23 protein-coding genes and 1 pseudogene are annotated in these 25,704 nt (G+C 70.6%); 13 read left to right on the forward strand and 11 right to left on the reverse strand.

Going from position 1 to position 25,704, the window contains the following annotated elements; all coding sequences use genetic code 11:
* Window positions 1–18 precede the first annotated feature (18 nt).
* The 4 genes from NRF20_RS08445 to NRF20_RS08460 all read right to left on the reverse strand — a co-directional run bounded on the left by NRF20_RS08445 (window position 19) and on the right by NRF20_RS08460 (window position 5,754).
* Window positions 19–843 carry a rod shape-determining protein MreC gene (locus NRF20_RS08445; protein WP_398630607.1) on the reverse strand — a complete coding sequence of 275 codons (825 nt, stop codon included), beginning with the start codon at window positions 841–843 and terminating at the stop codon, window positions 19–21.
* A 157-nt stretch (window positions 844–1,000) separates the two neighbouring features.
* Window positions 1,001–3,112 carry an NAD-dependent DNA ligase LigA gene (gene ligA, locus NRF20_RS08450; RefSeq protein ID WP_413752332.1) on the reverse strand — a complete coding sequence of 704 codons (2,112 nt, stop codon included), beginning with the start codon at window positions 3,110–3,112 and terminating at the stop codon, window positions 1,001–1,003.
* 27 nt (window positions 3,113–3,139) lie between these two features.
* Window positions 3,140–5,239 carry a phage holin family protein gene (locus NRF20_RS08455; protein WP_413752333.1) on the reverse strand — a complete coding sequence of 700 codons (2,100 nt, stop codon included), beginning with the start codon at window positions 5,237–5,239 and terminating at the stop codon, window positions 3,140–3,142.
* A 101-nt stretch (window positions 5,240–5,340) separates the two neighbouring features.
* Window positions 5,341–5,754: a hypothetical protein gene (locus NRF20_RS08460; RefSeq protein ID WP_413752334.1), complete on the reverse strand. Its 414-nt coding sequence runs from the start codon at window positions 5,752–5,754 to the stop codon at window positions 5,341–5,343.
* 374 nt (window positions 5,755–6,128) lie between these two features.
* Between NRF20_RS08460 and NRF20_RS08465 the strand changes: the two genes are divergently transcribed.
* Window positions 6,129–6,911 carry an MBL fold metallo-hydrolase gene (locus NRF20_RS08465; RefSeq protein ID WP_266356128.1) on the forward strand — a complete coding sequence of 261 codons (783 nt, stop codon included), beginning with the start codon at window positions 6,129–6,131 and terminating at the stop codon, window positions 6,909–6,911.
* Entirely contained in the window at window positions 6,908–7,528 is a 621-nt protein-coding gene (locus tag NRF20_RS08470) for a DedA family protein (protein ID WP_398630604.1), read from the forward strand. The genes NRF20_RS08465 and NRF20_RS08470 overlap by 4 nt, the downstream gene beginning before the upstream one ends.
* 17 nt (window positions 7,529–7,545) lie before the next feature.
* Here the strand turns inward: NRF20_RS08470 and NRF20_RS08475 are convergent, their stop codons facing one another.
* From NRF20_RS08475 to NRF20_RS08495, 5 genes are all read right to left on the reverse strand, one after another.
* A complete protein-coding gene (locus NRF20_RS08475; RefSeq protein WP_398630603.1) occupies window positions 7,546–8,601 on the reverse strand; it encodes an MBL fold metallo-hydrolase in 1,056 nt (351 codons plus the stop codon).
* 102 nt (window positions 8,602–8,703) lie between these two features.
* Window positions 8,704–9,981, reverse strand: coding sequence for an aminotransferase class I/II-fold pyridoxal phosphate-dependent enzyme (locus tag NRF20_RS08480; protein WP_398630602.1), 1,278 nt, complete (start codon window positions 9,979–9,981; stop codon window positions 8,704–8,706).
* A gap of 145 nt (window positions 9,982–10,126) precedes the next feature.
* Window positions 10,127–10,978: an SMP-30/gluconolactonase/LRE family protein gene (locus tag NRF20_RS08485; RefSeq protein WP_413752335.1), complete on the reverse strand. Its 852-nt coding sequence runs from the start codon at window positions 10,976–10,978 to the stop codon at window positions 10,127–10,129.
* On the reverse strand, window positions 10,975–11,130 hold the full coding sequence (locus NRF20_RS08490; RefSeq protein ID WP_413752336.1) for a hypothetical protein: 156 nt from the start codon (window positions 11,128–11,130) through the stop codon (window positions 10,975–10,977). The genes NRF20_RS08485 and NRF20_RS08490 overlap by 4 nt, the downstream gene beginning before the upstream one ends.
* Before the next feature lie 109 nt (window positions 11,131–11,239).
* Window positions 11,240–11,824, reverse strand: a complete 585-nt coding sequence (locus NRF20_RS08495; RefSeq protein WP_398630599.1) for a TIGR03086 family metal-binding protein — start codon at window positions 11,822–11,824, stop codon at window positions 11,240–11,242.
* Window positions 11,825–11,942: 118 nt separating this feature from the next.
* On the opposite strand from NRF20_RS08495, the pseudogene NRF20_RS08500 reads away from it, so the two are divergent.
* The 3 genes and pseudogenes from NRF20_RS08500 to NRF20_RS08510 form a co-directional block, all read left to right on the forward strand.
* A pseudogene (locus tag NRF20_RS08500) lies at window positions 11,943–12,527 on the forward strand (diacylglycerol/lipid kinase family protein); the annotation flags it as partial.
* Window positions 12,528–12,735: 208 nt separating this feature from the next.
* Window positions 12,736–13,545, forward strand: a complete 810-nt coding sequence (locus tag NRF20_RS08505; protein ID WP_398630598.1) for a class I SAM-dependent methyltransferase — start codon at window positions 12,736–12,738, stop codon at window positions 13,543–13,545.
* Window positions 13,546–13,569: 24 nt separating this feature from the next.
* Window positions 13,570–13,923, forward strand: a complete 354-nt coding sequence (locus tag NRF20_RS08510; protein ID WP_398630597.1) for a VOC family protein — start codon at window positions 13,570–13,572, stop codon at window positions 13,921–13,923.
* Between the two features lie 60 nt (window positions 13,924–13,983).
* On the opposite strand, the gene NRF20_RS08515 is transcribed toward NRF20_RS08510, so the two are convergent.
* Window positions 13,984–15,954 carry a DUF5107 domain-containing protein gene (locus NRF20_RS08515; RefSeq protein ID WP_413752337.1) on the reverse strand — a complete coding sequence of 657 codons (1,971 nt, stop codon included), beginning with the start codon at window positions 15,952–15,954 and terminating at the stop codon, window positions 13,984–13,986.
* A gap of 255 nt (window positions 15,955–16,209) precedes the next feature.
* Here NRF20_RS08515 and NRF20_RS08520 point away from each other — a divergent pair, with 255 nt between their 5' ends.
* The 8 genes from NRF20_RS08520 to NRF20_RS08555 all read left to right on the forward strand — a co-directional run bounded on the left by NRF20_RS08520 (window position 16,210) and on the right by NRF20_RS08555 (window position 23,123).
* Complete coding sequence (locus NRF20_RS08520; protein WP_398630595.1) at window positions 16,210–16,563, forward strand: DUF6204 family protein; 354 nt, start codon at window positions 16,210–16,212, stop codon at window positions 16,561–16,563.
* A gap of 431 nt (window positions 16,564–16,994) precedes the next feature.
* Entirely contained in the window at window positions 16,995–17,723 is a 729-nt protein-coding gene (locus NRF20_RS08525) for a transaldolase family protein (RefSeq protein WP_413754546.1), read from the forward strand.
* Complete coding sequence (locus NRF20_RS08530; RefSeq protein ID WP_398630594.1) at window positions 17,720–18,955, forward strand: NAD(P)/FAD-dependent oxidoreductase; 1,236 nt, start codon at window positions 17,720–17,722, stop codon at window positions 18,953–18,955. The genes NRF20_RS08525 and NRF20_RS08530 overlap by 4 nt, the downstream gene beginning before the upstream one ends.
* A gap of 575 nt (window positions 18,956–19,530) precedes the next feature.
* Complete coding sequence (locus NRF20_RS08535) at window positions 19,531–20,046, forward strand: cupredoxin family copper-binding protein (protein ID WP_413752338.1); 516 nt, start codon at window positions 19,531–19,533, stop codon at window positions 20,044–20,046.
* The gene (locus NRF20_RS08540) at window positions 20,043–20,993 is read left to right on the forward strand and encodes a metallophosphoesterase family protein (protein ID WP_398630592.1); all 951 of its coding nucleotides are present in this window, start codon (window positions 20,043–20,045) and stop codon (window positions 20,991–20,993) included. The genes NRF20_RS08535 and NRF20_RS08540 overlap by 4 nt, the downstream gene beginning before the upstream one ends.
* On the forward strand, window positions 20,990–21,238 hold the full coding sequence (locus tag NRF20_RS08545; protein WP_398630591.1) for a hypothetical protein: 249 nt from the start codon (window positions 20,990–20,992) through the stop codon (window positions 21,236–21,238). Before NRF20_RS08540 ends, NRF20_RS08545 begins: the two co-directional genes overlap by 4 nt.
* Window positions 21,239–21,820: 582 nt before the next feature.
* A complete protein-coding gene (locus tag NRF20_RS08550; protein ID WP_398630590.1) occupies window positions 21,821–22,387 on the forward strand; it encodes a DUF6529 family protein in 567 nt (188 codons plus the stop codon).
* A 31-nt stretch (window positions 22,388–22,418) separates the two neighbouring features.
* The gene (locus NRF20_RS08555; RefSeq protein ID WP_398630589.1) at window positions 22,419–23,123 is read left to right on the forward strand and encodes a hypothetical protein; all 705 of its coding nucleotides are present in this window, start codon (window positions 22,419–22,421) and stop codon (window positions 23,121–23,123) included.
* A 162-nt stretch (window positions 23,124–23,285) separates the two neighbouring features.
* Here the strand turns inward: NRF20_RS08555 and asnB are convergent, their stop codons facing one another.
* Window positions 23,286–25,133 carry an asparagine synthase (glutamine-hydrolyzing) gene (gene asnB / locus NRF20_RS08560; protein ID WP_398630588.1) on the reverse strand — a complete coding sequence of 616 codons (1,848 nt, stop codon included), beginning with the start codon at window positions 25,131–25,133 and terminating at the stop codon, window positions 23,286–23,288.
* Between the last annotated feature and the right edge of the window lie 571 nt (window positions 25,134–25,704).

Below are 25,704 nucleotides of genomic sequence, written 5' to 3' on the forward strand. Positions count from 1 at the left end.
GCGGCCCCGGGAGGGGGGTCACCTCGTTCGGCCGGGCAGGGCCGGTGTCGCACCGGCTCGGCGGAGCACGGAGCTGAGTATCAGCCCGGCGCCGCGTACGACGGTGGTCGCCGGGTCGTCGGCGAGACGTACCGGAACGCCGAGGCGGACCGCGACCCGGTCGGTGATGTCGGGGCGGGCGGCGCCTCCCCCGGCGAGCAACGGGCCCTTGCGCAGGGCCCCGAGGACGGCGCCGTGCCGGTCCTGCTTCCACATCTCGTCCACCATGTCCAGGACGGTGCGGACGACGGCGGTGGGCGGCTCGCAGGGGTCGAGGTCACTCAGTCCCGTCTCGGCCTGGCGGGCGTCGCGGACCAGTCCGTCGACGAGGAGGGTCGCCTCGGTCAGCTCGGCGCCGATGTCGACGACGAGCAGCGGGCCGCCGTCCTGCGGTCCGGCGTATGCGGCGGCGGCCCTCGCGCTGTCCAGGGCGATGACGCTCGTCGGCCCGAGTGCGGCGATCAGTTCCCTCGCCGCGGCGCGGTGTTCGGGCCCGGCGAGGACGGGATGGCTGAGGAGGATCACGGTGTCGGTGCGGTCCGCACCCAGGGCTCTGTCGGCGATACGGCCGAGCATGCGGCCGCAGGACACGGGGTCGACGATGCGTCCTCGCCGGACCGGGCGGCCGTGCCCCGGCCCGGCGCCGAAGTCGCTGCAGGCGTCGGTGTCGGCGATGACGCCGTGTCCGGGCATCCAGGCGCGGGTCCGTGAGCTGCCGAGGTCGAAGGCGAGGCCGCGGGTGACGCCCCGGTACTCCTGGCGGACGGACCGGCCGAGTCGCGGTCCGTTGTGCAGCGAACGCATCGCCCCTCCCACCGGCCTGCCGACGCGGCCGTTCACACACCCATTGACCCGCTGATAGCGAGGCATGGCCGAGCCCTCACTATGCAATAGGGAGGCAAAGAAAGCTACTCCCAGGCAAAATCCAAGGGCTCGGGCGCGGCGAGGTCTCCGTCGTGCGTCACACCTCCGACGGCAGGAACCCGGCGATCAGTTCGGCGAACTCGTCCGGCGCGGCAATCCGGACACCCAGGTCCTCGGCCTTGGTGCGCTTGGATCCGGCCTTCTCCCCGGCGACCAGGAGCGTGGTGCGCTTGGAGACGCTGGACGAGGACTTCCCGCCGGCTCGCTCGATCAGCTCGTTCATCTGATTCCGGGAGAGCTTCTCCAGCACGCCGGTCATGGCGCCGGTGACCACCACGGTCATCCCGTCCAGCGGCAGGCCGACGGTCCCCTCCCCGTCGGCGGCGGCAGTCTCTTTCGTGCCCTCCTCGCCCGGCTCCGGCGGCGGCGTCGCACCGGGCTCCGTCATGTTGACCCCGGCGGCCACCAGCTTCTCGATCAGCGGGGCCAGCTCCACCAGCTCCGCGACGACGCCCGCGGCCTTCTCCTTGCCGATGCCGTCGACGCGCTGGAGCTCCTCGGCGTCGGCGGCCCTGATCCGGTCCATGTCCGCGAAGTACCGGGCGATCCGCCGTGACATGGAGCGCCCGGTACCGCGTACCCCCAGCGCGCAGAAGACCCGGGAGAGCGGCTGGGTCCGTGCCGTTTCGATGGCGGCCAGGAGGTTGTCGGTGCTGGTCTCGCCCATCCGTTCCAGGCCGAGCAGCTGCTCGCGGCCGAGGGTGAAGAGGTCTGCGAAGTCGGCCACCAGCCCGGCGTCGACGAGCTGGACGACCCGGGTGGCGCCGAGGCCCTCGATGTCGAGCTGATCGCGGCCCGCCGCGTATGAGATGGAGGCGACGAGGCGGCAGTCGCGGCCCCGGACACAGCGCCAGCGCTGCTCGCTGGTGTCGATCCCGGAGCCGCACTGCGGGCATGCCTCGGGGAAGACTATGGGCTGCTCGTCACCGGTCCGCAGATGGGCGACGGGCGCCTCGATGCGGGGGATGATGTCGCCCGCCTTGTAGACCATCACACGGTCGCCCAGGCGGAGATCGCGGCGGGTGATGTCGGCCGGGTTGTGCAGTGTGGCGTAGCTGACGGTCGAGCCGTCGATCTCCACCGGTTCCAGCACGGCGCGTGGCGCGATGATGCCGGTCCTGCCGACGTTCCACTCGACGCCGAGGAGCCGGGTGACCTTCTCGACGGCCGGGAGCTTGTATGCGATGGCCCAGCGCGGCGCCCTGGTCCCTGAACCGGCCTCGCGCTGGTCGGCCGCGAGATCGGCCTTGATCACGATGCCGTCGATGCCGAACGGCAACGAGGCGCGCAGGGCGGCGACTTCCTCGACCCGGGCCTGCACCCCCTCGACGGTGGTGACGGTGCGCGGTGCCACATCCGTGTCCGCCGCGGTGTGCACGCCGAGCCCTGCGACGTACTCCAGGACCTCGCTGTGCGGGAGTTCGGCGAGGGTGTCGGTCAGCTCTCCGGAATCGGGCAGCGGCAGTGCACCGTAGGCGAAGAAGGTCATCTCCACCGTGTACGCGCGGTCCTTGGCGCGGAGTGTGCCCGCCGCGCCGTTCCTCGGGTTGGCGAAGGGGGCGCCGCCGTGCTCGGTGCGCACGGTGTTGGCCTGTTCGAACTGCTCGGTCGTCATGAGGATCTCGCCGCGCATCTCGATCGTCACCGGCTCGACGAGCTGCTCGGGAAGGCCGACCACGGTGCCGATCGCGTGCGAGACGTCCTCGCCCGCGGTGCCGTCGCCCCGGGTGATCAGCTGCTCCAGGCGGCCCGCCCGGTAGCGGGCGGCGACAGCCAGGCCGTCGAGCTTCGGCTCCACGCTCCACGCGGCGACAGGTCTGCCGATCCGGCGCTCCAACGACGCCGTCCATGTGGCGAACTGCTCGGCCGAGAAGACGTTGTCCAGGGACAGCATCGGCACCGTGTGCGGCACGTCCCCGCTCGCGGCGCCGCCCGCCACCTTGCCGGTCGGGGACGCTTCCAGCACCTCCTGCGGGTGCCCCTGCTCGTATGCGGCGATCTCTCGTACCAGCCGGTCGTACGCATCGTCGTCGAGCGTGCTCTCGCCCGTGGCGTAGTACGCGGCGGCGGCCTGCGACGCTTCTTCGACCGCGGCGGCGTAGGCGGCGGTATCGGCGAGCACAACAGCTGAGTTCGTCATGGCCCCCATCCTGCCGCCCACCACTGACAACGCCCCTCAGCCGGCCGCCTGAACCGCCCCACCCGCCTCGTCGGCGCCACCCACCGCGCCCGGCTGTGCCAGCGGGATCTGCGGTCCCGAGCACTCCCGCAGCCAGCGCCGCAGCACCTCGTGCACCTGCTCGGCCCCCACCAGCTCCGCGCCCTCCGCCACCGGCGCAGACAGATCCGCCGGCCACAGCAGGAACGGCCGGGACTGCTCACCGCCCAGACCGCCGTGCGAGCCGATCTGTTCCTCGAAGGCGTGCACGCAGCCCGTGGCCCCGTCATGCATCGAGTTGACCATGATGTCGGCGACGTGCGGGAAGGTGTCGGTGCGGCGCACCGCGGCCGCCGCGCCCGGGCCGAAGGGGGCCAGCGGCCCTTCCCCGTCCTTGAGATCCGACACCGGGACCTCGGTGCCGCCACGGCCCAGCACCACCGATCCGTGCCGCTCGCTGCGAACCAGCAGAAAGCCGATGCCGGGGTGGTTGGCGAGGGTACCGAGCAGTGCGGGACGGCTCCGGTCGAGCTGTTCGCGCGAGGCGCGTCCCTCGATGTCGGGGAAGGAGATCAGGCCGAGGTTGCCGGAGGCGAGGACGACCGGGTCGGACGGCTTCGCACGGCGTTCCACCTCGCCCTCCTCGACCGGCCGGTGCAGGGCGATCCGTACCGCGTCACGCGCCTCCGAACCGCTGCGGGTGCGCTGCGCCCGACGGGGTACGGGCAGCCCGCAGCCCGCCCGCACCAGGTCCTTGAGCGTCAGCCCGTACGCCCCCGCGAAGGTCTCGCCAGGGCTCTGACCGTGGTCGGAGAGCAGCACGATCCGGTACCTGCGCGGGGTGTGTTCGGCGACCTTGACGATCAGGGCGAGCGAGCGGTCCAGGCGCGCGAGCACCTTCTCCGCGTCACGGCTGTGCGGTCCGGAGTGGTGCGCCACCTCGTCGTACGCGACCAGGTCGGCATAGACGGCGGTGCGTCCGGCGAACATGTCCCCGATGACGGCGGCGACCACCACATCGCGTTCGACGACGGTCGCGAAGGCCCGGATGAAGGGGTAGAGCCCACCGCGCTTGATCCGGGGCGTGTCCTTCCGTATCCGCGCCCGGGTCGACTGCCCGATCTCGCGGCAGACCTCGGCGACGAACGACAGCGCCGTGCGCACGGCGTTGGCCGGATCGGAGAAGTAGGCGAAGTACCCCGCCCTGGAGCGGCGGCCCTTGCCGAGCCGGGCCGCCATGGACAGGACGAGCGCCAGCTGGTCGGCGCCGCCGCTGAAGAGGTTGCCGCGGCTGGCACCGTCGAGCGTGAGCAGCCCGCCGTCATGGGTGCGTGCGATGGCCCGGCGCTGGAGCTCTATGGCGCTTGCGGGGCGGCTGGAGACCATGATGTCGCCGGTCTCCTTCTCGTACCAGCGGAAGGCGGGGACGTCGTGGTTGCTGCCGTGCAGGATGCCGAGCTGGCTGGCACCGGTCTGGCTGGACCAGTCGGTGCGCCACGGGGTGAGCCGGTGGCCCTCCTCGTCGGCGAGCCAGTTCGCGACGGTCGGCATCAGGCGGGAGTCGGCGGCCCGGGCGAGCACGTCGTGGCCGACGCCGTCGAGCTGGATGAAGACGGTGCCCGGCGGTCCGCTGCGCCCGCTGTCCGCACCGCTGCGCCTACGGCGGCGGTCGGCGAGCCGTGAGAGCCGGCGCCGGTAGGCGTTGTCGTCGCGGACGGCCAGCGCCGTGGAGGTCGCGGAGGCCACGGCGGACATCACGGCCGCGACGACGACCGCGGTCTCCGGGTTGGCGGCGCCGCGCCCGTCCGGGATGAGTCGCAGGGCGACCAGCAGCAGCGAGCCGTTCAGGAAGAAGACGAGCATCCCCAGGACGAGTGCGGGCACGATGAGCAGTGCCCGTACCAGGACCGGCCAGACCAGCGCGGAGAGCAGACCGAACGCTCCGGCGCCCCAGGCCGCGGTGAACGCGATCTTGGTGATGCTGTCGCCGTCGTCCGACTGGAGCTGGAAGTCCGGCAGAATCCCGGCGAGCGCCAGCATCGTGAGCGTCGAGACCGCCCACACCACAACCACTCGCATCAGGGCGCTGCCGGCTGTTCGCCATCGCCCGTCACCCACGCCGTTCCACCTCACGTCCGGACCCCGCCGTTCCGGGCCCTGTCCCCTCAGCTTTTCACAGCGCGGCCGCGGCCCACTGACAGCAGCGGGCAGGAGGCCGGTCAGCAGCCGTCGTATCCGGCGGTAGGCATGGAGAGCCTGCGGTGCACACTCGCCTTCGTACGGGCGTTGTACGGCGGCTCGTCCAGTCCCGCGATCTCCAGCCGTACGCCGCGCCGCTCGCACTCCGCGGCGAACTCCGGCACCGAGGTGAGAGCCCGCGCCAGCACCCGGTCGTTGGCGGCGACGAAGAGTTCGACAGCTCCGCTCTCGACATCCGTCCACAGCGCGTGGTGGTCGGGGCGCAGCCCGTAGAAGCGCAGCTGCCGGGTGACGACGTATCCCTTGTCGGCGGCCCAGCGGGCGCACATTTCGTGCTGGCTGCGGGTGTCCACGAGGAACGGATCGCTGTCGAGCTCTTCGAGCGGCGTGAGACTGGCGATGGCCGCCACCCGTACGTCCGTTGCGTCCCCCATGGCCGTTCCCCCCGTGCTAGGCGTACGGGCGACCCTACCGCTCCGGCTCCCGTACAAACAGGCGCATGTCGGGACGGGAGGAGCGCGGAGTACGGAACGCCGGTGCGCCCCCGCCCCGCCCCGGGACGGAGCCGGGGCGGGGCGCGCATCGGACGGGTGGGTCAGAGCGACGTCATGACGCGCTTATGGCATCCACGGGGGGCCCGGGCGGAGGTCTGGCCGGCCATCCAGGCGGCGCAGGCACTGGGCCTGACCGACTGAGAGTGACCGGCCGGATGGCAAGGACCGGACGGAGCCGGGTCACCCGGGCCGGTCACGGCACTAGGCTCGATGCCAGGGCCGGAACAAGGAACCCTGGAACGAGGAGGCACCGCGTGCCGGTGGAAGTCACCTGGTGGGGTCATGCCACCTGCACGATCGAGGACTCCGGGGTCCGTGTGCTGACCGATCCGCTCTTCGTACGGCGCTTCGCGCATCTGCGCCGCCGCCGCGGCGAGCTGCCCGGCCCCGAGGCCACGGTCGCCGATGTGGTGCTCGTCTCGCATCTTCACTCCGACCATCTGCATCTGCCGTCACTGGCCCGGCTCGCCCCCGGAAGCCTGCTGATCGTGCCGGTGGGTGCGGTGCGCTCCGTCCCGGGGCTGCGGGTGCTGCGCTCGGTGCGCGGGCTGCGGATCACCGAGGTGGCGCCGGGCGACGAGGTCCGGGTCGGCGAGGTGCTGGTACGGGCGGTTCCCGCACTGCACGACGGCAGGCGCCTGCCCATGGGCCCGCACCGCTCCCCCGCGCTCGGCTATGTCGTCGAGGGCGAGGCACGGACGTATTTCGCCGGTGACACCGGACTCTTCGACGACATGGCCCAGGCGGTGGGTCCGGTGGATGTGGCGCTGCTGCCGGTGGGCGGCTGGGGTCCGTATCTGGGCCACAGCCATCTGGACGCGGGCCGGGCCGCGCAGGCGTTGGCCCGGCTGGCGCCGAGGTCGGCCGTGCCGGTGCACTACGGCACGTACTGGCCGATCGGAATGGACGGAGTCAGGCCGCACGAGTTCCACGCACCCGGTGACGAGTTCGTCCGCAAGGCGGCGCTGCTGGCGCCGGAGGTGGCGGTGCACCGGCTGTCCCACGGCGAACATGTGCGGCCGGAGGCCGCCAGGTGATCCAGGAGGTCGTGAGGCAGCTTCCCCCGGAGTCGACGCAGCAGGCGGTGGGCTATCCGTCGCTGTTCCTGCTGGTGGCACTGGGCGCGCTGGTGCCTGTGGTGCCTACGGGTGCGCTGGTGAGTTCGGCCGCGGTGGTGGCGCTCCATCAGTCGTCGCCGTTCTCGCTGCTGATCGTCTTCGGGGTGGCGTCGGCCGCGGCGTTCCTCGGCGACATCTGTCTGTACTGGCTCGGTCAGCGCGGGGTGCGGTCGAAGAACGGTTCGAAGTGGCTGCAGGCGATCAGCGACCGGGCCGCCCCGGAGCGGCTGGCGCAGGCGCAGCAGAAGCTGGACGAGCACGGTGCAATGGTGCTCGTGCTGTCGAGGCTGGTACCGGCGGGGCGGATTCCGGTGATGCTGGCCTGCCTGCTGGGGCGGATGCCGCTGCACCGGTTCGCCCGTGGAGATGTGCCGGCCTGTCTGGCGTGGGCGGCGACGTACCAGCTGATCGGCATTCTGGGCGGTTCGCTCTTCCCCGAGCCGTGGCAGGGTGTGGTCGCGGCGGTGGGTCTGACGCTGCTGATCAGCGGGGCGCCCGCGGCGTGGCGCCGGATGCGGGCGCGGTTCAGCCACTGATCGTACGAGGTTCCGCTTCAGCCACTGATCGTGCGAGGTTCCGGTTCGAGCACGCGGGAGCCGCCGATCGGCAGGTCCCAGAGCCGTTCGCGGGGGTGTCCGGCCCGCTGCCAGGCGGTACGCAGTCGGGTCAGCGGTTCGAGTACGGGCTCCGCCGAGAGCAGGAAGGTGGCCCAGTGCATCGGCGCCATCGCGCGGGCGCCCAGGTCCTCGTACGCCTGCACGGCCTCCTCCGGATCGATGTGTACGTCACCGAGCCACCAGCGCGGTTCGTACGCCCCGATCGGCAGCAGGGTCAGATCGATGCCCGGGTACCGGCGGCCGATCTCGCCGAACCAGTGCCCGTACCCGCTGTCCCCGGCGAAGTGGATCCGCTGCCCGTCGCGGCCGGTGTCGATGATCCAGCCGCCCCACAGGGAGCGGCAGGTGTCGGTGAGGGTCCGCTTGGACCAGTGGTGGGCGGGCACGAAATCGAAGCGCACGTCGTTCAGCTGGGCCGATTCCCACCAGTCGAGTTCGGTGACGCAGGTGAAGCGGCGACGGCGGCACCAGCGGCCGAGCCCGGCGGGCACGAACAGCGGGGTGTCCTTGGGCAGTCTGTGCAGGGTGGGGGCGTCGAGGTGGTCGTAGTGGTTGTGGCTGATGACGACGGCATCGACGGGCGGCAGGTCCTCCCAGCGGACGCCGACCGGTGTGATCCTGGCCGGGGTGCCGAGGATGCGCCGGGACCAGACTGGGTCGGTGAGGACGGTCAGCCCGCCGGTGCGCACGATCCAGCTGGCGTGCCCGGCCCAGGTCACGGATGCGGTGCCTGCGGGGGTGGCGGGCAGGGGTTCGGGGGCGTACGGGAGCCGGTGGATGCCGCGCAGTCCCTCCGCGTCGGGCCGCAGGGCACGGTCACGGGCCAGTCGGGACATGCTCATGACACCCGGGAGCGGTGCGGTGAGCCGGTCGGCGAACGTCTTCGGCCAGACCCGGAGCTCGCCGAGCGGACGCGGTCCCACGACCTTGCCGCGAGAGACCTGGTGCGGGTGCGCGGTCCCGGAGAGGGAGCGCTCGGTCTGTTCCGTCATCGAGGGACTCCCGTCTCGGAGTTCGGCACCGGAGTTGTCCAGGGCCATCGGGGTCATCGAGGTCAACGGGATGATTCGGAGCCGGTTCGGCATCTCGGTTCGTCATCGGAGTTCGTCGAGGGCCTCTCCGAAGATGCTCAGGGCTTGAGCCACATGCGGCAATTCCAGGGGCGCCACAGCGGTGAGGGACTCCATCTGCTGTTCCGGGGTAGACCCGAGGAGCGTCCCGGTGCCCAGCCGTACGCGCAGCGCCCCCAGTTCGTCGCCGAACCGGTGGCCGCCGGGCGCCGGTGCGCCGAGGCGTTCCGTCAGGTACTCCTCCAGTTCGAGCGAGTCGGTGACACCTCGCATCGCGAGCCGGGACCTGAGCGGCCCCAGGTCGGCGTAGAGATGGCGGCCGGCCTGCGGAGGTCTGGCCAGCGCGCCCGATGCCAGGACCGCGCGGTGGGCCGCTGCCGCGACCTGCGCCTGGAGCGCGGCGGCCCGGCGGACCCGGTCCGTGACGGAGTCCGGTTCGCGCAGCGCGTGGGCGGCGGCCATGGCGACGGGCCCCGCGACGTGCGCGCCGAGTGCGGTGAGGATGTCGAGGGTACGGGCATGGCGCACCGCCGCCCGCTCGGTGTCCGGGAACCGGACGACCGCGACCGGCCAGGCGGACGGGGTCAGCGCACCGGCGAGATCACAGACGACCGTGACATCGTCGGGGCACATTTCGGCCGGACTGAGCAGGACCGTGTCGTGCGGCCGGTGCAGGGTGTCGCGCCAGGTCTCGTCGCTGACGATGTGCATCCCTTCGGCGACCGCCGCCTCGCACGCCTCGCGCACGAGTTCCGGCGGGGCGACGGTGGCGGTCGGGTCGTCGACGACGGAGATCAGCAGCAGCCGGGGTCTGCCTCCCTCGGCGCGCACTCTGCGTACGGTCTCCAGCAGCGCGTACGGATCGGGCACACCGCCGCACTCGGCCGGGGTCGGCACATGATAGGCGGGCCTGCCCAGCAGCCTGGCCTGCGGAATCCAGGTGGCTGTGCAGGGGCGCGGCATGAGCACGTCGCCGCCGTGCGCGGCGATCAGCGCGAGCAGCAGCGGCGAGGCGCCCGGGGCGGCGGCGATGTTCTCCGGGCTGCCGTGCAGTCCGCGCCGCTCCCAGTAGGCGGTCGCGGCCTCGCGCAGGGCGTCTCCGCCGCCGGTCGGTTCGGGTTCGCTGCGGCCGGCCGCGGCGGCGAGCACCTCGGCCAGCTCGGGCAGGACGGGCAGACCGGGATCGGGGGCGGGCGGCCCGTACCGGACAGGGCCGCGGTCCTCCCGCACGGAACCCGCACCACTCCCGTCCTTCTCATTGCGCCCCGCCCGTCCGGTCCGCTCGGTCCGCTTCCGCGCCATCCGGGCCTCCTTCGCCGCCGCCCCGTCCCGTCGTCTCGCACTCAGGGCCCTTTATACGAGGGTTCGGCCGACCGCGCCCGCCCAACCGAGCCGTCGAGGCGCCCGCCCGGCGGCGGGCCATGGACAACGGCCGAGGGAGGCGGGCTCAGCCCGCGAAGGCCGACCCGGGCATCCCGTGCCCCGCGTCCGGGAGCACCAGCAGCGAACCGGACAGCGGATGCGGAGCGGCGAGCCCCGTGCGGGCCGAGGTGATGTAGAGGTCGCGCAGGTCCCTGCCGCCGAAGGCGCAGGCCGTCGGGCGCCGTACGGGGAGTTCGACGATCCGGTCCAGAACGCCGTCGGCCGTGTAGCGGCGCACCGCAGCGCCGTCCCACAGAGCGACCCAGACGGCTCCCCGGGCGTCGACCGTCAGCCCGTCGGGGAATCCCGCACCCGGCTCGACGGTGGCGAACGGACGCCGGTTCACAGCGTGTTGACCGTCGAAGTCGAAGACGTCGATACGGCGCGTGGGCGTGTCGATGAAGTACATCAGCCGCCCGTCCGGACTCCACCCGATGCCGTTGCCGCAGGCCACGACGGGCAGCACCGGGGTGACCGCGCCCTCGGGTGCGACTCGGGCGAGGCTGCCGCCGGTCTCCGCGCCGTCGTAGCGCATGGTGCCCGCCCACAGCGCCCCGTCCGGAGCGACCGCCGCGTCATTGCCGCGGCGTCCTGGCTCCGGGTCGTGGACCAGCCAGTGGAAGGCGCCGTCGGGGCCGTACAGGCCGATGCCGTCGCGCAGATTCACCACGAGTCCCCCACCGGCACGCGGCTTGGCGGCTCCGACGTGCTGTTCGGTGGCCATCACCGTACGGCGGCCGCTCACCGGGTCGTAGGTGTGCACGCGGGCGGAGACGATGTCGACCCAGATCAGCCGGCCGGTGACGGGATCCCAGGTCGGTCCCTCGCCGAGCTCGGCGCGCTCATGTACGGCAACATCCAGGCGTGTGGTGGTCACTGCCGCCCCTCGTGGTGTCCGAGCCGGCCGGAGAGCGCGGCGGCACCGCCGACAGCGAGGCTCGTCAGTTCCTCTTCGCGCTCCTCGGTCCAGCGGATCATGGGCTCGAGTACGTCCGGAGCCCTGGTCACCGCGGGGACGAGTCGCCCCATGGTCGTGCACCCATCTCTCGCGTTCGACACTCCGGCCGATGACCGGATTCACGAACACAGGGTAATCGGGTGGCACTTGCCGCGACAATGCCGGTGACCTCGGGTGAGGTCAGGCCCGTCGGCCGAGGAGCGCGAGCAGTTCGGTCTGCGGGTCGGCGTCCGCGGGGGTCTCGACGGGCGGAGCGAACAGACCGCTCTGCGAGAGATCCTTCGCATACGGTCCGACCTCGCGGCGCGTGAACGCGACCAGTGGTGCGGGCAGCCGCTCGTCGGCGCCGATGGCCCGGGAGAGGTCCCAGGCGTGCACCACCGCGTCGGCCACCATCTGCGCACAGTAGGCACCGGCGGCGCTGTTCCCGTACGACAGGTTCACCGTCCGCTCCAGGGCGCCGGGCGCCTCGAACGCCCGGCGCGCCCCGTCCGCCGCCCGGTCCCACACGGCTACGGGGTCCTCGCCCAGCACATCGCCGTCGAAGGCGTCACCGACCTCGGCGACGGTGCGGCCCTCGGTGAGCAGGGGCGGCACCCAGAGCTGCTCGGAGGCGAGATGGGTGACCAGATCGCGGACGGTCCATTCGGTGCACGGCGTCGGTGCGGACCACTGGTCGTCGCGTACGGCATGCACCCGGTCCGTGAAGAGCCGGAGCGCCTCGCCGTGGCGGTCGAGAATTTCGCTGGTGGGGACAGATGCCATGGGGTCCACTCTCCCCGGCCCGTGACGGGTGCGCGAGCGCGCCTCCTGGTTCGGCGCGTCCGGGCGGGGTATTCGCTGTCCCAATGTCTGCACCACGCCGTACCCCGTTCACCGGCGCGACGTCTGCGCCGCGCTGACCGCGGGTGATGCGGTCCGGGTCGACCTCGGCCGGTTCCGGCCCGGGCCCGAGGGGCCTGATGGTGGGCACGGCTGTTTTCTCAACGCCTTCAGCCTGGGCGTCTATCCGGAATTGGTACGGACCCGTGAGCGCTGGGCCCCACGTATCGGGGGCTGGCCGGCGGGCTTGGTCGCGGCATGGGAGGTGCTGCGTGGCGAGCGTCCGCTGGAGGCGGAGCTGGAGGGTCGACGGCGCCCGCTGTGGCTGCTGTTCGTGGGCAACGGCCTGTTCCAGCGGGTGGGTCCGGCACTCGGCCGCCGGCATAATCTCGCGGACGGCCTGCTGGACGTACGGGTGGTGCACGGCGGACGCACGCCGGGCCTGCGCCTGCTCGCGGCAGCCGTCGCGGGCCCGCTGACCCGCTCGCCCGTACATGCGTCAGAGCGGCGCCGGAGGGTGCAGATCGCCGGCCTGAAGCCCGGCACACCCTATGCGTACGACGGCGAGGTGGCGTACAGCCGACGTGAGTTGGTGATCGCCAAGCTTCCGGAGGCACTGACGGTGTACTGCCCGATGCCGGTGTAGAGAAGCGTCCGGGAATCAGCCACGCGCGAGCGAACAAGGGGCGGCTCACTGCCGGTTGGCCGTCCTTCCGCACGCCGGTCGATATAAGCGTGTCCGTATACCAAGACGCATATCTCATCATTCGACATTCGAGCGTACGGTGACCGTACCGATCAGCGCTTCGCGGTTCGCCTGTCGCGCTCTGCGTTTCGAGAAAGGATCCACGGCCATGCCGAAGGAGACCGCCGTCTACACCCACGGCCACCACGAGTCGGTGCTGCGCTCGCACCGCTGGCGCACCGCCGCCAACTCCGCGGCGTATCTGATCGACGAACTCCGCCCCGGCATGACCGTGTTGGACGTCGGCTGCGGACCCGGCACCATCACCGCGGATCTGGCCGCGCTGGTCGCCCCCGGCCGGGTGACCGCCGTCGACACCACCGGGGAGATCCTGGACCGGGCGGCCGAGGTCGCGGCCGAACGCGGCCTGGAGAACGCCGAGTTCACCACCGCCGATGTCCATGCCCTGGACTTCCCCGACGACTCCTTCGATGTCGTCCATGCCCATCAGGTGCTCCAGCACGTGGGCGACCCGGTGCAGGCGCTGCGTGAGATGCGGCGCGTCTGCCGCCCCGGCGGCATCGTCGCGGCCCGCGACAGCGACTACGCGGCGATGACCTGGTACCCCGAGGTACCGGGCATGGACGACTGGCAGGAACTGTACGGGCGGGTGGCCCGCGCCAACGGCGGCGAGCCGGACGCGGGCCGCCGGCTGCTCTCCTGGGCCCGCCGGGCCGGCTTCACCGACATCACCCCGACCGCCGGCAACTGGTGCTTCGCCACCCCGGAGAGCCGCGCCTGGTGGAGCGGTCTGTGGGCGGACCGTACGGTCGGCTCGGTGTACGCGAAGCTGGCCGTGGACGGCGGCCACGCGAGCACCGAGGAGCTGGCCGCGATCGCCGCGGCCTGGCGCGAGTGGGGCGCACAGGACGACGCCTGGTTCATGGTCCCGCACGGCGAGGTGCTCTGCCGGGCCTGAGCACCGCCAACTACCCTTGCCCGCATGGACATTCTGGGAACCACGCTGCGCATCTGCGTCGACGACCTGGAGGCCGCGGTGGCCTTCTACGAGGACCTCACGGCCAGTTCCGCGCTGCGCTTCGAGCGCGGCGGAGTCTCGGTCGCCGCGATCAGCTGCTTTCTGCTGATGAGCGGCCCGGAGTCGGAGCTGGAGATCCTGCGCAAGGTGACGGCGACGATCGCGGTCAAGGATGTCGACGAAGCCCATGCCGCCCTCACCCGTGTCGGCGCCCGGATCCTCGCAGGCCCGGTACCGACGCCGGTGGGCCGCAATCTGATCGCGGTGCATCCGGACGGCTCGGTCTTCGAGTACGTCGACCGGAACCTGACCGTCTGACCCGCGGTCGTCTGACCCGCGCCGGAAGAGGTGGTCGCGGGCCGGACGGCATTGGCCCAATCAAGTACTGGGGCGCATCCGGAAGTTGTATCTGTCCGGCAGTGGCTCGTCGGTGAGCTCGGCCCACACCTCATCCAGGATTTCCGCACCCTCGCGCAGATCCGCGACCTCGAAGCCCTCGTCGAAAACGGCCCGGGCGGCGGCGCGGTCGCCCTCGGCGATCAGCAGCCGGGCCTCCAACAGGCGGAAGCGGCCTCGCTGTCGGACCGCCGCGCGCAGGCCGTCCCACACCGTCCGGGCCGCTTCGGGGCGCCCTGCCGTCAGCAGTGTCTCCAACGCCTCGCGGCCGAGCGCCGCCGTGGCAGACGTCCAGGCGTCGCCGTCGTCGCGACGTTCCGCGCTCAGGTCGTCGAACGCCTCGGTGTAGAGGTCGGCCGCCCGGTCCCGCTGGCCGCCCTCCTCGGCGGCGAGGGCGAGGCAGCGCAGCAGCGGCCAGCGGGACGGGGCGAGGGCCAGTCCGCGTTCCCAGCTGCGGACCGCCTGGGCGCGGTCGCCGGCGTGCCACTGGGCGACTCCGAGGTGATACTCCGTGAGGGGTTCGGCCAAGGCCGTCTCCAGCATGTCGCGCCAGTGCGGGGAGACCAGGGAGGGGCCGGGCGGGGCTGCCCTGCGCGGTTCGGGGAAAGTGCCCTGGTCCAGCAACTCCAGCCAGGGCACCTGTTGTTCGCCAAGGGTCGACTCGGCGAAGGGTGTGCCGGGGAGCTTGTACTTGCCGCGCCGGACTTCGAGAGCACCCCAGCCGGATCCGGTGGCGAGCGGCTCACCGGGTTCGTTGTCGGCGCAGGGGCGCCAGGCGGCGTACGCGGCGTCGACATCGGCGCGCGGCAGCGCCTCGGCGAGCCGCCGCTCGGTCTCGGCGCGGGCCGCCGCCCAGTCGTCGCCGTGCACGGCCCCGGGATCCGCGGACAGCGGTCCGTACGACTCCAGCCAGCTGAACTCGGCGCCCGGTTCGAGGGGGATGTGTTCCAGCTGGGTACGGGCGAGTCCGGCCTGGATCTCGGCGTATCCGACGGTGCCGGGCTCGGTGAGCCACTCCTGCCAGCGGCGCCCGCCCGGGCCGCTGCCCCACAGGAACAGCTTTCGGCCGCGCAGCAGATCGGTCGACGTCTGGACGAGTCCGTGGCCGTCCTCGTCGAGGGAGGCGATCCAGCGACGGGCGCCTTCGGGCACCTCGTAGAAGTAGTCGGCGGGGAAGTCGCCGCGCAGCGGGTACGTACGGTCGACGGAGCCGGTCCCGGGGACCGGGACCCGGGTCAGGGTCCGCTCGTAGCCGAAGTGCCATGCCTCGTCGGCCGGGGCCAGGACGCGGGTGCGCGCGCCCTCGGGTACGGCGATGTTGGACCACCAGTAGACGGGTGCGGTGTGTTCGTGCGGGTTGCGTATCCGTACGCCGACGTGCAGGAAGTCGGAGTCCTCGGGCAGCCAGAGGTCCACCTGGAACGGCAGGTCGCGCAGCCGCTCCCACTCCCAGAGGCGGACCATTTCACCGCCGTCCGGTGCGGGCACCCGGGCGGCGTGGACCGGGGCGCAGGACAGTGTGGTGTGGCCCGTGGCACCGATGTTCCATTCGATGCCGCCGGAGAACCAGGCGCCGTTGAGCGCGAAGTCGGCGGGCTGCAGGACGGGGTTGGTGTAGAGGAGTTCGCGGCCGCTCGGCTTGTGGTGGAGGGAGTGGATGCGGCCACCGAGCCCGGGCAGCACGGTGGCCCGCAGCCGGTCGTTCTCGATGATGATCGCGTCCAGTTCCGTGGGGACGCGATCGCGCCCGTACCCGTCGAGGATGCGGACCGGGAGCACGGTGGCCAGTGGTTCGTAGCCGATCTGGCGTGCCATGTCACGTGGCAGTCCGGCCCGGTCGCGGTCGTCGACGACATGCATCTCGTCGAGCGGCCGCAATGCGGGCAGCGGGTTCTCCGGGCCCAGTGGTGCGGCAGGCAGAGTCAGTACGGCACGTCGTACGGTCGTGGCCAAGGCAACCTCGCTCCCTCACACGGGCCGCCGCAGGTCCGGGCGCCCCCGATGACCATGGAACACGCTGGACAGCGGCCCGGCCAGGGGCGTCGCCGTCAGACTTCGGCAAAGGCCCACGGAGGCGACGGCCGGGGTCGCCCTCCCCGCACTGCCGCCGGGGCCGCCGCCCCCGCGATAATTCGCGTGCGCCCCGCCCTCACCGCCGTAACCTTGGCCCTCGACGGTTCACGAGCGGAATGCGGAGCGGGAAACACGATGAGCACGCAGCACACCTACCGAGTGATCGTGCGCGGTACCTGGGACGGTCTGACGGACGAGGCGCGCGCCCGGCTCCTGTCCGAGGTGGACCTGCACGGACTGAGCGCGATGCAGTTCACCGAGGAGGGTTCGCTGACGTACGACCGTGTGCTCAAGCACTTCAGCTTCCGGTTCGTGGTCGTGTCGGACGCCGGGGACGGCGAGGAGATGGCGTCCGCGATCGCCGAGGACCGGGCCGAGACGCTGCTGAAGGAGCAGGGGTACGGCCATGGCGAACTGCGGTCCACGGCGACGGACATGGACACCATGAAGATCAACTACAAGGGACGGCGCGGCTCAGGGGCGGCGTGACGCCGCGTCGGCAGCTGCTGCAGGGGCTCTGATCAGGAAATTCTCACCTTTCGGCTCTGTGAATCACTCGCAAACTGGCCCGGCCGGGCTGGACCGTTGGCGCCTTTGCAGTTTGGGCGATCCTGAACAAGGCCGGGATCGACCCGACACCCCGCCGCTCAGGCCCGACCTGGGCGGAGTTCCTGCGCAGCCGGTCCGTAGGAATCCTGGCAGTAGACCTTTTCCACGTCGATACCGTGCTGCTGCGGCGCCTGTACCGGTGAGTCCGGGTTTGACGGGTGTCTGTTCGGCTACCCGGTGCAATGCGTCGTAAGAGGCCGGCAGGGGTCGACGTGCGCCGCCCCGCTTGATGGGTGAGCCTTGACGCAAGGAGCCTTTCGCGTAGCGCCACGCCCGTGCCCGGGTAAGGAGGCACATGGTGATTCGTCAAGATCCCCGCAGTCAAGCAGGGCCTGGAAGCGATGAGCGCATGTCCGGCCGAGGGCCTCAGCATCAACGTCACGCTGCCGTTCTCCCTCGACCGCTACGACGCGGCGGCGGAGGCGTTCCTGACCGGGATGGAACGCGCACAGGACACCGGGCGCGACCTGTCCAGGATCGCGTCCGCGGCGTCGTTCTTCGTCTCGCGGGTGGATACCGAGACCGACCGGCGGCCTGACCGGTTGGGCGGCGGTCAGCCCGCCGCGCTGCACGGGCGCGAGGCCGTCACCAACGGCCGCATCGCGTACGAGCACTACGAACGCATGCTCGCCACCGAGCGGTGGAAGCTGCTGGAGCGGGCTGGCGCCAGACCGCAGCGGCTGTTGCGGGCGTCCACGGGCGTGAAGGCCCCGGCATACGACGCCACGCGGTACGTCGTGGACCTGCTCGCCCCGGGCGTGGTCAGCACCATGCCGGAGGCGACACTGAACGCTGTCGCCGAGCACGGCGCGGTTCCGGTTGGCAGTATCCGCGACACCTGTGGCGAAGCGCACCAAGTACTGGAGGAACTCGCCGCCCTCGGCGTCGAGTACGCCGACGTCGCGCAGGTGCTGGAGGACGAGGGCGTGGAGAAGCCCGGCGCCAGCTGGAATGAGTTGGTTGAGAAACTCGCGGTCAGCCCGCACGAATCCGACAGCGGCCAGTCCCACCGCACAGACCGTGGCAAGGAGAAGGTGTGATGGCGCAATCCACGTTCGTGATCGTCGGGGCGAGCCTGGCCGGAGCCAAGGCCGCTGAAGCGCTACGCGGGAACGGCTTCGACGGCCGGATCCTGCTCATCGGGGACGAGCCGGACCCACCGTATGAGCGTCCGCCGCTGTCCAAGGGCTACCTCATGGGCAAGCAAGACCGCGAAACGATCTTCGTCCACCCATCGCAGTGGTATGCCGATCAGGGCATCGACCTGCGGCTGGACACCATGGTCACGGCCATCGACCGCGACCGGAAGGCAGTCACCGTCTCCGGTGGCAAGACGATCGGCTACGACAAGCTGCTGCTGGTCACCGGCGCCTCCCCGCACCGCCTGGCCGTACCGGGTGCGGACCTCGACGGCGTGCTCTACCTGCGCCGCGTCGGCGACTGCGAGCGCATCCAGCGCACCTTCCGCTCCGCGTCCCGCATCGTCCTCGTCGGAGGGGGCTGGATCGGCCTGGAGGTGGCCGCCGCCGCACGGGAGGCAGGCGTCGAGGCCACCGTACTGGTGGCAGGCGAACTGCCACTGATGCGCGTCCTGGGCCCGCAGATCGCGCCCGTCTTCGCCGACCTGCACCGTGGGCACGGCGTGGACCTGCGGCTCGGTGCGCGGGTCACCGAGATCGTCGGCGAGAAGGAGAAGGTCGCGGGCGTTCGGTTGGCCGACGGCACCCGTATTGACGCAGACGCGGTCGTGGTCGGCGTCGGCGCCGCTCCCAACACCCAACTGGCCGCCGAATCCGGTCTGCAGGTCAACAACGGCGTCGTGGTCGACGCCTCCCTGCGGACCTCCGACCCGGACATCTACGCGGCCGGCGATGTGGCCAACGCCCTTCACCCGATGCTGGGCAAGCACATCCGCGTGGACCACTGGGCCAACGCCCTTCACCAGCCTGGGACGGCCGCGCGGTCGATGCTGGGCGAGCGTGCGCTCTACGACCGCGTCCCGTACTTCTTCACCGACCAGTACGACCTGGGCATGGAGTACGCGGGCTACGCCGAGCCCGGCAGTTACGACGACGTGGTGGTGCGCGGCGATCTGGCAAGCCGGGAGTTCATCGCCTTCTGGGTGGCCGACGGTCGCGTGCTGGCCGGCATGAACGTCAACATCTGGGACGTCAACGAAGCGATCCAGCACCTGGTCCGCTCCGGCAAGCAGATCGACCGGGACAGGCTCGCCGACCCGGATGTGCCGCTGGAACAGCCGGCTGCCGGGTGACGTATGGCCGCGGGCCGCTTCACGGGCTCGCCGGGCGCCCGCCCGCAGGGATGGGCAAGCCGACGATGCCCCAGCGAGCCTGAGTCTCCTGTTTCATGCCCGCTCGCTCCGACCGGCCTCGGTGCCTCAGCCGGCCCCGCATCGGTCAGGTCCGACGGATACCGGCGTTGCCGATACGGACGGGGTGCGGCGGACCGACAGGCGATCGCGGCTCCGGCGCTCATGACGCACCAGTGCGGGCGTCGGTTGACGGAGCAGCAGGTATTCGGTCGCCTCGAAGTGCGGTGCTTGTCCGACTTCGCCTGCGGTCCGGTACGGACACCGCAAAAAGCCCCTGGCTCCAGGCGTACTACCCGCCGTCACAGTGAAACAACGAAGACTTCGCTGTGGGATTCGTTTCGCTGAATGGAAGCTCCTGTCCGCTCACATAAATTAACCAACCGGGTTACGCCCCTTCAAATACCCTATAGGGGGGCATAACGCGGTCGCCTATCTGCCTGAAACAGACCGATCCCGGATCGGTCTTGGATCACACCCGCCCGTGCGGCTGGGGACGCGTAGAAGGAACGATGACCATGAATGCGAACTCCTCTCGGCCGGTCCGGCGGTCGCGTACGGCGTGCCTGGCCGCTGTCGCCGTTGTCGGAGCACTGGGACTGCTCAGTGCATGCGGCGGATCGCCACACCCCAAGCCAGCGGGCGCACTGAGTCCCGGCCCTGGCCAGACCCTGCCTGGAACGCCCGGCGCCTCCGGAACGGGCGGTACGGTCACCCCACCACCAGCCACGCCCTCGACCTCACCCACCACCGGCCAACCGTCCGCTCCGGCGGCCGCCAACGCGGTGACGATCAAGAACTTTGCGTTCTCCCCGGCCAAACTGACGGTCAAGGTGGGCACGAAGGTGACCTGGACCAACACCGACCCCGACACTCACACCGTCACCAGCAAGCAAGGATCGGGCGGGCCGCTGAAGTCGGCGGGCCTGGCCACCAACGCCACCTACAGCTACACGTTCACCAAACCCGGCACCTACGCCTACTACTGCTCCATCCACCCGTTCATGACCGCCACCGTGGAGGTGACCCCATGACCGAGCCCACACACGACTCCAACGGCGGCGGCGAGAACGGAATGACCCGCCGTCAGCTCATGCGGCACTCTGCCTGGTTCGGTGGTGCCGTCATCCTGACAGTCACCGGGGGAGAGGTGGTCAGCCATATCGCCGGTTCGCCGGACCCCACTCCGGCAGGCAGCGCAGACCTGCGATTCGTGCAGGTCTCCGACAGCCACATCGGCTTCCATGGCCCGCCCAACATGAATGTCGCCGGAACGTTCAGCGCAGCGCTCACCCAGGTCAACTCCCTCGGATTCCGGCCCGACTTCGTCATGCACAGCGGCGACCTGACACACCTTTCCACCCCCGCCCAGTTCGACCAGGTCAAGCAGATGCTGTCGCAACTGCGCACGGACCGGATCTTCACCGTGCCGGGCGAGCACGACTCGATCGGAGACAACGGACGCGCATACCGACAGACTTTCGCGAAAAACACCCTCGGCGACGGCTGGTACAGCTTCGACACCCATGGTGTGCACTTCATCGCGCTGGTCAACACCCTGCACCTTGAGCGACTCGGCCACCTGGGCAGCGATCAGATCGACTTCGTCCGCAAGGACATCGCCGGCCTGTCATCGGACACCCCAATCGTCGTCTTCAGTCACATCCCGCTGTTCGCGATGTATCCGAAGTGGGGCTGGGGCACCGACGATGCGGTGCAGGTGCTGTCGATGCTGCGCCGTTTCTCCTCAGTAACGTGCCTCAACGGGCACGTCCACCAGTTGTTCACCAAGACCGAGGGCAACATCACCTTCCACTCGGCCGCCCCCACCTGCTACCCGTTTCCCAAACCCGGCCAGGGCCCCGGCCCCATTCCACAAGTGCTGCCCGCCGGACGCCTCAAGGACGCACTCGGCATCCGTACCGTCAACTACCAGCAGGGCAGCCATGCACTGGCCGTCAAGGACGAGAAACTCACGTGAACACCCGGAGCCTGCCCGCCCTCGCACTGCGCTTGGTGCTCGCGGCAAGCGGATACATCCACGCCCAGCTCTACATCGACGGATACCGGTTTATCCACGTCATCGGCCCGTTGTTCCTGCTGCAGGCCAGCGCCGCCTTCGCCGTTGCCTCATTCCTCCTGTTGGCTGCACCCGTGTTACTCCGGATCGCCGCCGCGGGCGACGAGCATGGCCGCGTCGCCGGGGGCGTGCGGCGGCGCACCTGAAGGTGCCCGGTCGTCCGCGCCGGGGCCCGCTTCGAAGCGCTCCGATCGCCGTCGTGCACCTGCGAAGGACCGCACTTCGGCGATGTCCGCCCGCTCGCCCTCGTCGTCCCGGCCGATGCCGCAGGCGATCCGAACACCCGGTCACCTATGGCTCTGCGAACACGGCCCGTCCTTCACCTGGGTCGGCATGTCACTCTCATCGGCTGTCCGGCCCAACCGCTCTTCTCGATTCGCGTACCTGCTGGCGCGCCGACCGGACCCGGCAGGGACTCTTCGGACGTACTGGCGAGATCGGCCCACAACGGTTGGAGAACCTGTTGAGAAACCCTCGCCTCGCGACCGCCTCGGTCGCCGCTGGCGCCATGCGTGCCACGGTGCGTGGCGGTTGCTCCGGCGGCAGCGCGGCAACGATCGGCGTGTGCCGGCAGCCCGCACCGGCGGTCGCATCCGCCCGCACCGATCCTCACCTCGCCTCCCGGCCATCGGCCCGCACCACCGGAACTCCCACCGCCGCGCTCGGCACCACGTGGTGTGCCGTCCAGCTCCATGGCGGCAAAATCGAGAGCGGGGGCGGTTGATCACGTGGACCGCCTCGCTCACCCTGCCAACCACCGACGGCTCCACGACGTCCTGTGGTGGCTCCTGCCCGTGGCAGTGACGGTCGGCCTCTACTGGTACGGCCGGGTACACACCCCCAACTACGAGAGCAGCCTCTTCGGGCAGCGCGGCGACGACGCCAGACTGCTCAAAGCCCAACTCGGCTCCGCGCTCCTATGCCTGGCGCTGATTCAGCTACTGCTCGCCCTCTGGATGTACGGCCGCCTGCCCACACTGCGAGCCGCACCACATCGGGTCCACACCACGCACCGCCTCATCGGCCTGACCGCCTTCCTCCTCTCCCTCCCCATCGCCCGGCACTGCATCACCGCCTACGGCGTCCAGCTGACCGACACCCGCCTGGCACTGCACTCGCTCACCGGCTGCTTCCTCTACGGGGCCTTCGTCGCCAAGGTCATCGTGGTCCGCCACCGCCGCTGGCCCGGCTGGGCACTCCCCCTGGCCGGCGGCACCCTCGTCACCGCGATTGCCCTGATCTGGTACGCCGCCGCCTTCTGGTACCTGAACGGCTTCCAGGCACCCGGCCTGTGAGCAGAGCGCGAGACGTCCCTCCCGACGGCCAATGGCGCTGCCTCTCCCCGACGTGGAGGAGACGAGGCGGCGTCTCAAGGCCGGCCAGGACCTCGTCGGCAGCCTCACCGTGGGCGAGTGGCTGGACCGGTGGCTCGCGGGCAAGCGGATCCGCAACCTGGTCACGATCTTCAACGCTGCGGTGGACGACAAGCGCCTTCCGAAAAACCCCTGCACGGCTCATCGAACGGTCAAGTCCCCGAAGCTGACACGGAGGAAGGCCAAAGCATGGCAGCGGTCAACCGTAAGCGCCGTGCGGGCCGAGCTACCTGAGCGGGAGCGCTTTGCCATGGATCTTGGGCTGGGACTCGGTCTTCGCCAAGGCGAAGCATTCGGCCTCGCTGAGACCGAATTCGACTTCGACGGCGAGACCGTGCACGTACGCCGTCAGCTGCGCTGGGACGTCAAGGGACGACCATGCTTCTGCTTGCCGAAAGGCGGTAAGCAGCGCGAGGTCTCGGGGCGCGACCGTAAGGCCCCAGTCTTCGAATCCTCTCGGCAGGACATGTTCCACGTGCTCCGCCACACATACGCTTGCGTCCAACTGGAGGCTGGCGAATCGATCGTGAGCGTGTCGCAGTGGCTTGGCCACTCATCCGCCGAGATCACGCTCGAAAACTACGCGCACTTCATGCCCGGGGCGGGGCAGCGAGAGCTCGCAGCCATGGACTCGTGGCTCGTCCAAGACCACGGGTAGGAAATCCCTGAAAAGCCCCTGGCGCGACTCGGGAGGTGCATTCTGAACGCTGATCCGCAGGTCAGACCATGATCACTGCATCCTCGCGGATACAGATCAACTACAAGGGCCGGCGCGACTGAGCAGCGGCCGCCGCGCGACGGGCCGGAGGCGGCGGACCGCTCAGCCGAGGTCCACCTCCGGCTCGTACATGTCCAGCCACATCGCGAGGTCCAAAGTGCGTTCCAGGCCGCGGCGGGACGCCGAGGTGATCCGGGGCGCATCGTGGTCGGCGACCCGCTGCAGCCGGGCGCGGTCGATGAGGTCGAAGACCCGGTGGTCCGGGCGCGCGAGGAGGTCGTGGGCGTGCTCCTGGAGGGCGACGGCGTACTTGGGGTCCTGGGTCGACGGATAGGGGGTCTTGGTCCGCTCGTACACGGACCGGGGAAGCAGATCCGCGGTCGCCTCGCGCAGCAGGCTCTTCTCCCTGCCGTCGAAGGATTTCAGGGCCCAGGGGGTGTTGTAGACGTACTCGACGAGCCGGTGGTCGCAGAACGGCACCCGGACCTCCAGGCCGACGGCCATGCTGGCGCGGTCCTTGCGGTCGAGCAGGATGCGTACGAACCGCGTCAGGTGGAGATGGCAGATCTTGCGCATGCGGTACTCGAAGTCGCTCTCACCGGTGAGCCGCTCGATGCCGGCGACGGCGGAATCGTAGCTGTCGCGGATGTACGTCTCCAGGCCGAGGGCCTGGTTCACGTCGTCGCGGAGCATGCCCGCGTCCTCACCGAAGTGCTCGGCGAACCGCACCAGCCAGGGGAAGGTGTCGGCGCTGCGGGCCTCCTCGTCGAAGAACTGGAGGTACCCGCCGAAGACCTCGTCGGCCGACTCGCCGGACAGCGCGACGGTCGAGTGTTCGCGGATGGCCCGGAAGAGCAGATAGAGCGAGGCGTCCATGTCACCGAGGCCCACGGGGATGTCCCGGGCCCGGATCATCCGGGCGCGTACGTCGGGGTCGGCGAGGGTGTTCGGGTCGAGCACGATGTCGCGGTGGAGGGTGCCCGCCTGGTCGGCCACGTCGTGTACGAACGGGGTGTCGGGGGTGGTGCGCAGTTCGTCGGCGACGAAGTTCTCGGTGCGTCCGACGAAGTCGACGGCGAAGGTGCGGACCTTCTCGCCGCTCTTTGCGAGCTGCCGGGCGGCGAGCAGGGTGACCGCGGACGAGTCGAGGCCGCCGGAGAGCAGGACGCAGCGGGGTACGTCGGAGACCAGCTGGCGGCGCACGATGTCGTCGAGCAGTGACCGTACGTTGGCGATCGAGGTGTCCCGGTCGTCCGGGTGCGGACGGGTCCTGAGCTGCCAGTAGACGTGCTTGCGCAGGCCGCCGCGGTCCACGGTGACGACCGTGCCGGGCTCCACCTCGTACATGCCGTCCCATACGGCATGGCCAGGGTTCTTGACGAGGGTGAAGAGCTCCCGGAGCCCGTCGAGAGTCACCCGGGGCCGGGACACGGGATTGGCGAGGATGGCCTTGGGTTCCGAGCCGAAGAGCACTCCGTCGGGCGTCGGCCAGTAGTAGAACGGTTTGACGCCCATCCGGTCGCGGATCATGACGAGCCTGTCGTGGCGGCTGTCCCAGAGGGCGAAGGCGTACATGCCGTTGAGCCGTTCGGCGACGGACTCGCCCCACTCCAGATAGCCGTGCAGCACGACCTCGGTGTCCGAGTCGGTGATGAAGCGGTGCCCGCGGGCGGTCAGTTCGGTACGGAGTTCGGTGAAGTTGTACGCCTCACCGGAGTAGACGAGGGCTACGTCCCCCTCGGGTGTGCCGACGGTCATGGGCTGGCGTCCGCCGGGCAGGTCGATGATCGCGAGCCGCCGGTGTCCGAGCCCCACGTGATCGGCGATCCAGGTCCCCCGGTCGTCGGGGCCCCGGCAGGACATGGTCTCCGTCATCGCGTCCAGCGTCGCGACGTCCTCGGCTGCCCGCAGATCACGGTCGAAGGAGACCCAGCCGGTGATGCCACACATACGCGTCCTCCCGATTCGGTCCCGGCCGGGAAAGCGGTCGCACGCACGGTGCCGCCCCCCGGGCGGCATGCCGAAAGCGAAGGCCCGGCAGAACCAGTTGTATTTAGCAGCTATGTAACGAGCCTCTGCCTGCGATTGCGTACGGTCAACACGGTCGTTACATCGGCGGGCGCCGGCCCCTCACACTTTCGGCCGCCACTTTTCCGTTCCTATACGGGGTGCTGCGCTCCGCTACCCGTACGGGAAAGGCCTACGGGCGCGGCGGGCAGCCCGAATCGGCCACAGGCAAAGACTTGCCCAATCCGGGGTGGGCCAGTGGGGTGCACCCTGCGGGTCAGCAGATGGTCCGATACCCCACATCGGGCAGATGCGCCTTCCATTCCTCCTCCGAGAGACCGCCCCGGGAGCGTGAGCAGACGGCGGCGGCCGACCGGGACGGAGCGAGCGGGTAGGTGCGCAGGGCGGTGTAGGGGGTGGTGACGCGGAGCCGGCACCGGGTATGGCGCGCCTGCCCTCCCCTGCTCCTCGGCTGCTGCCGACTCCGAGGAGGCGGCTGCGCGCCGGCGCTGAG

Source organism: Streptomyces sp. R-74717 (assembly GCF_047305335.1).
Lineage (GTDB): Bacteria > Actinomycetota > Actinomycetes > Streptomycetales > Streptomycetaceae > Streptomyces > Streptomyces atratus.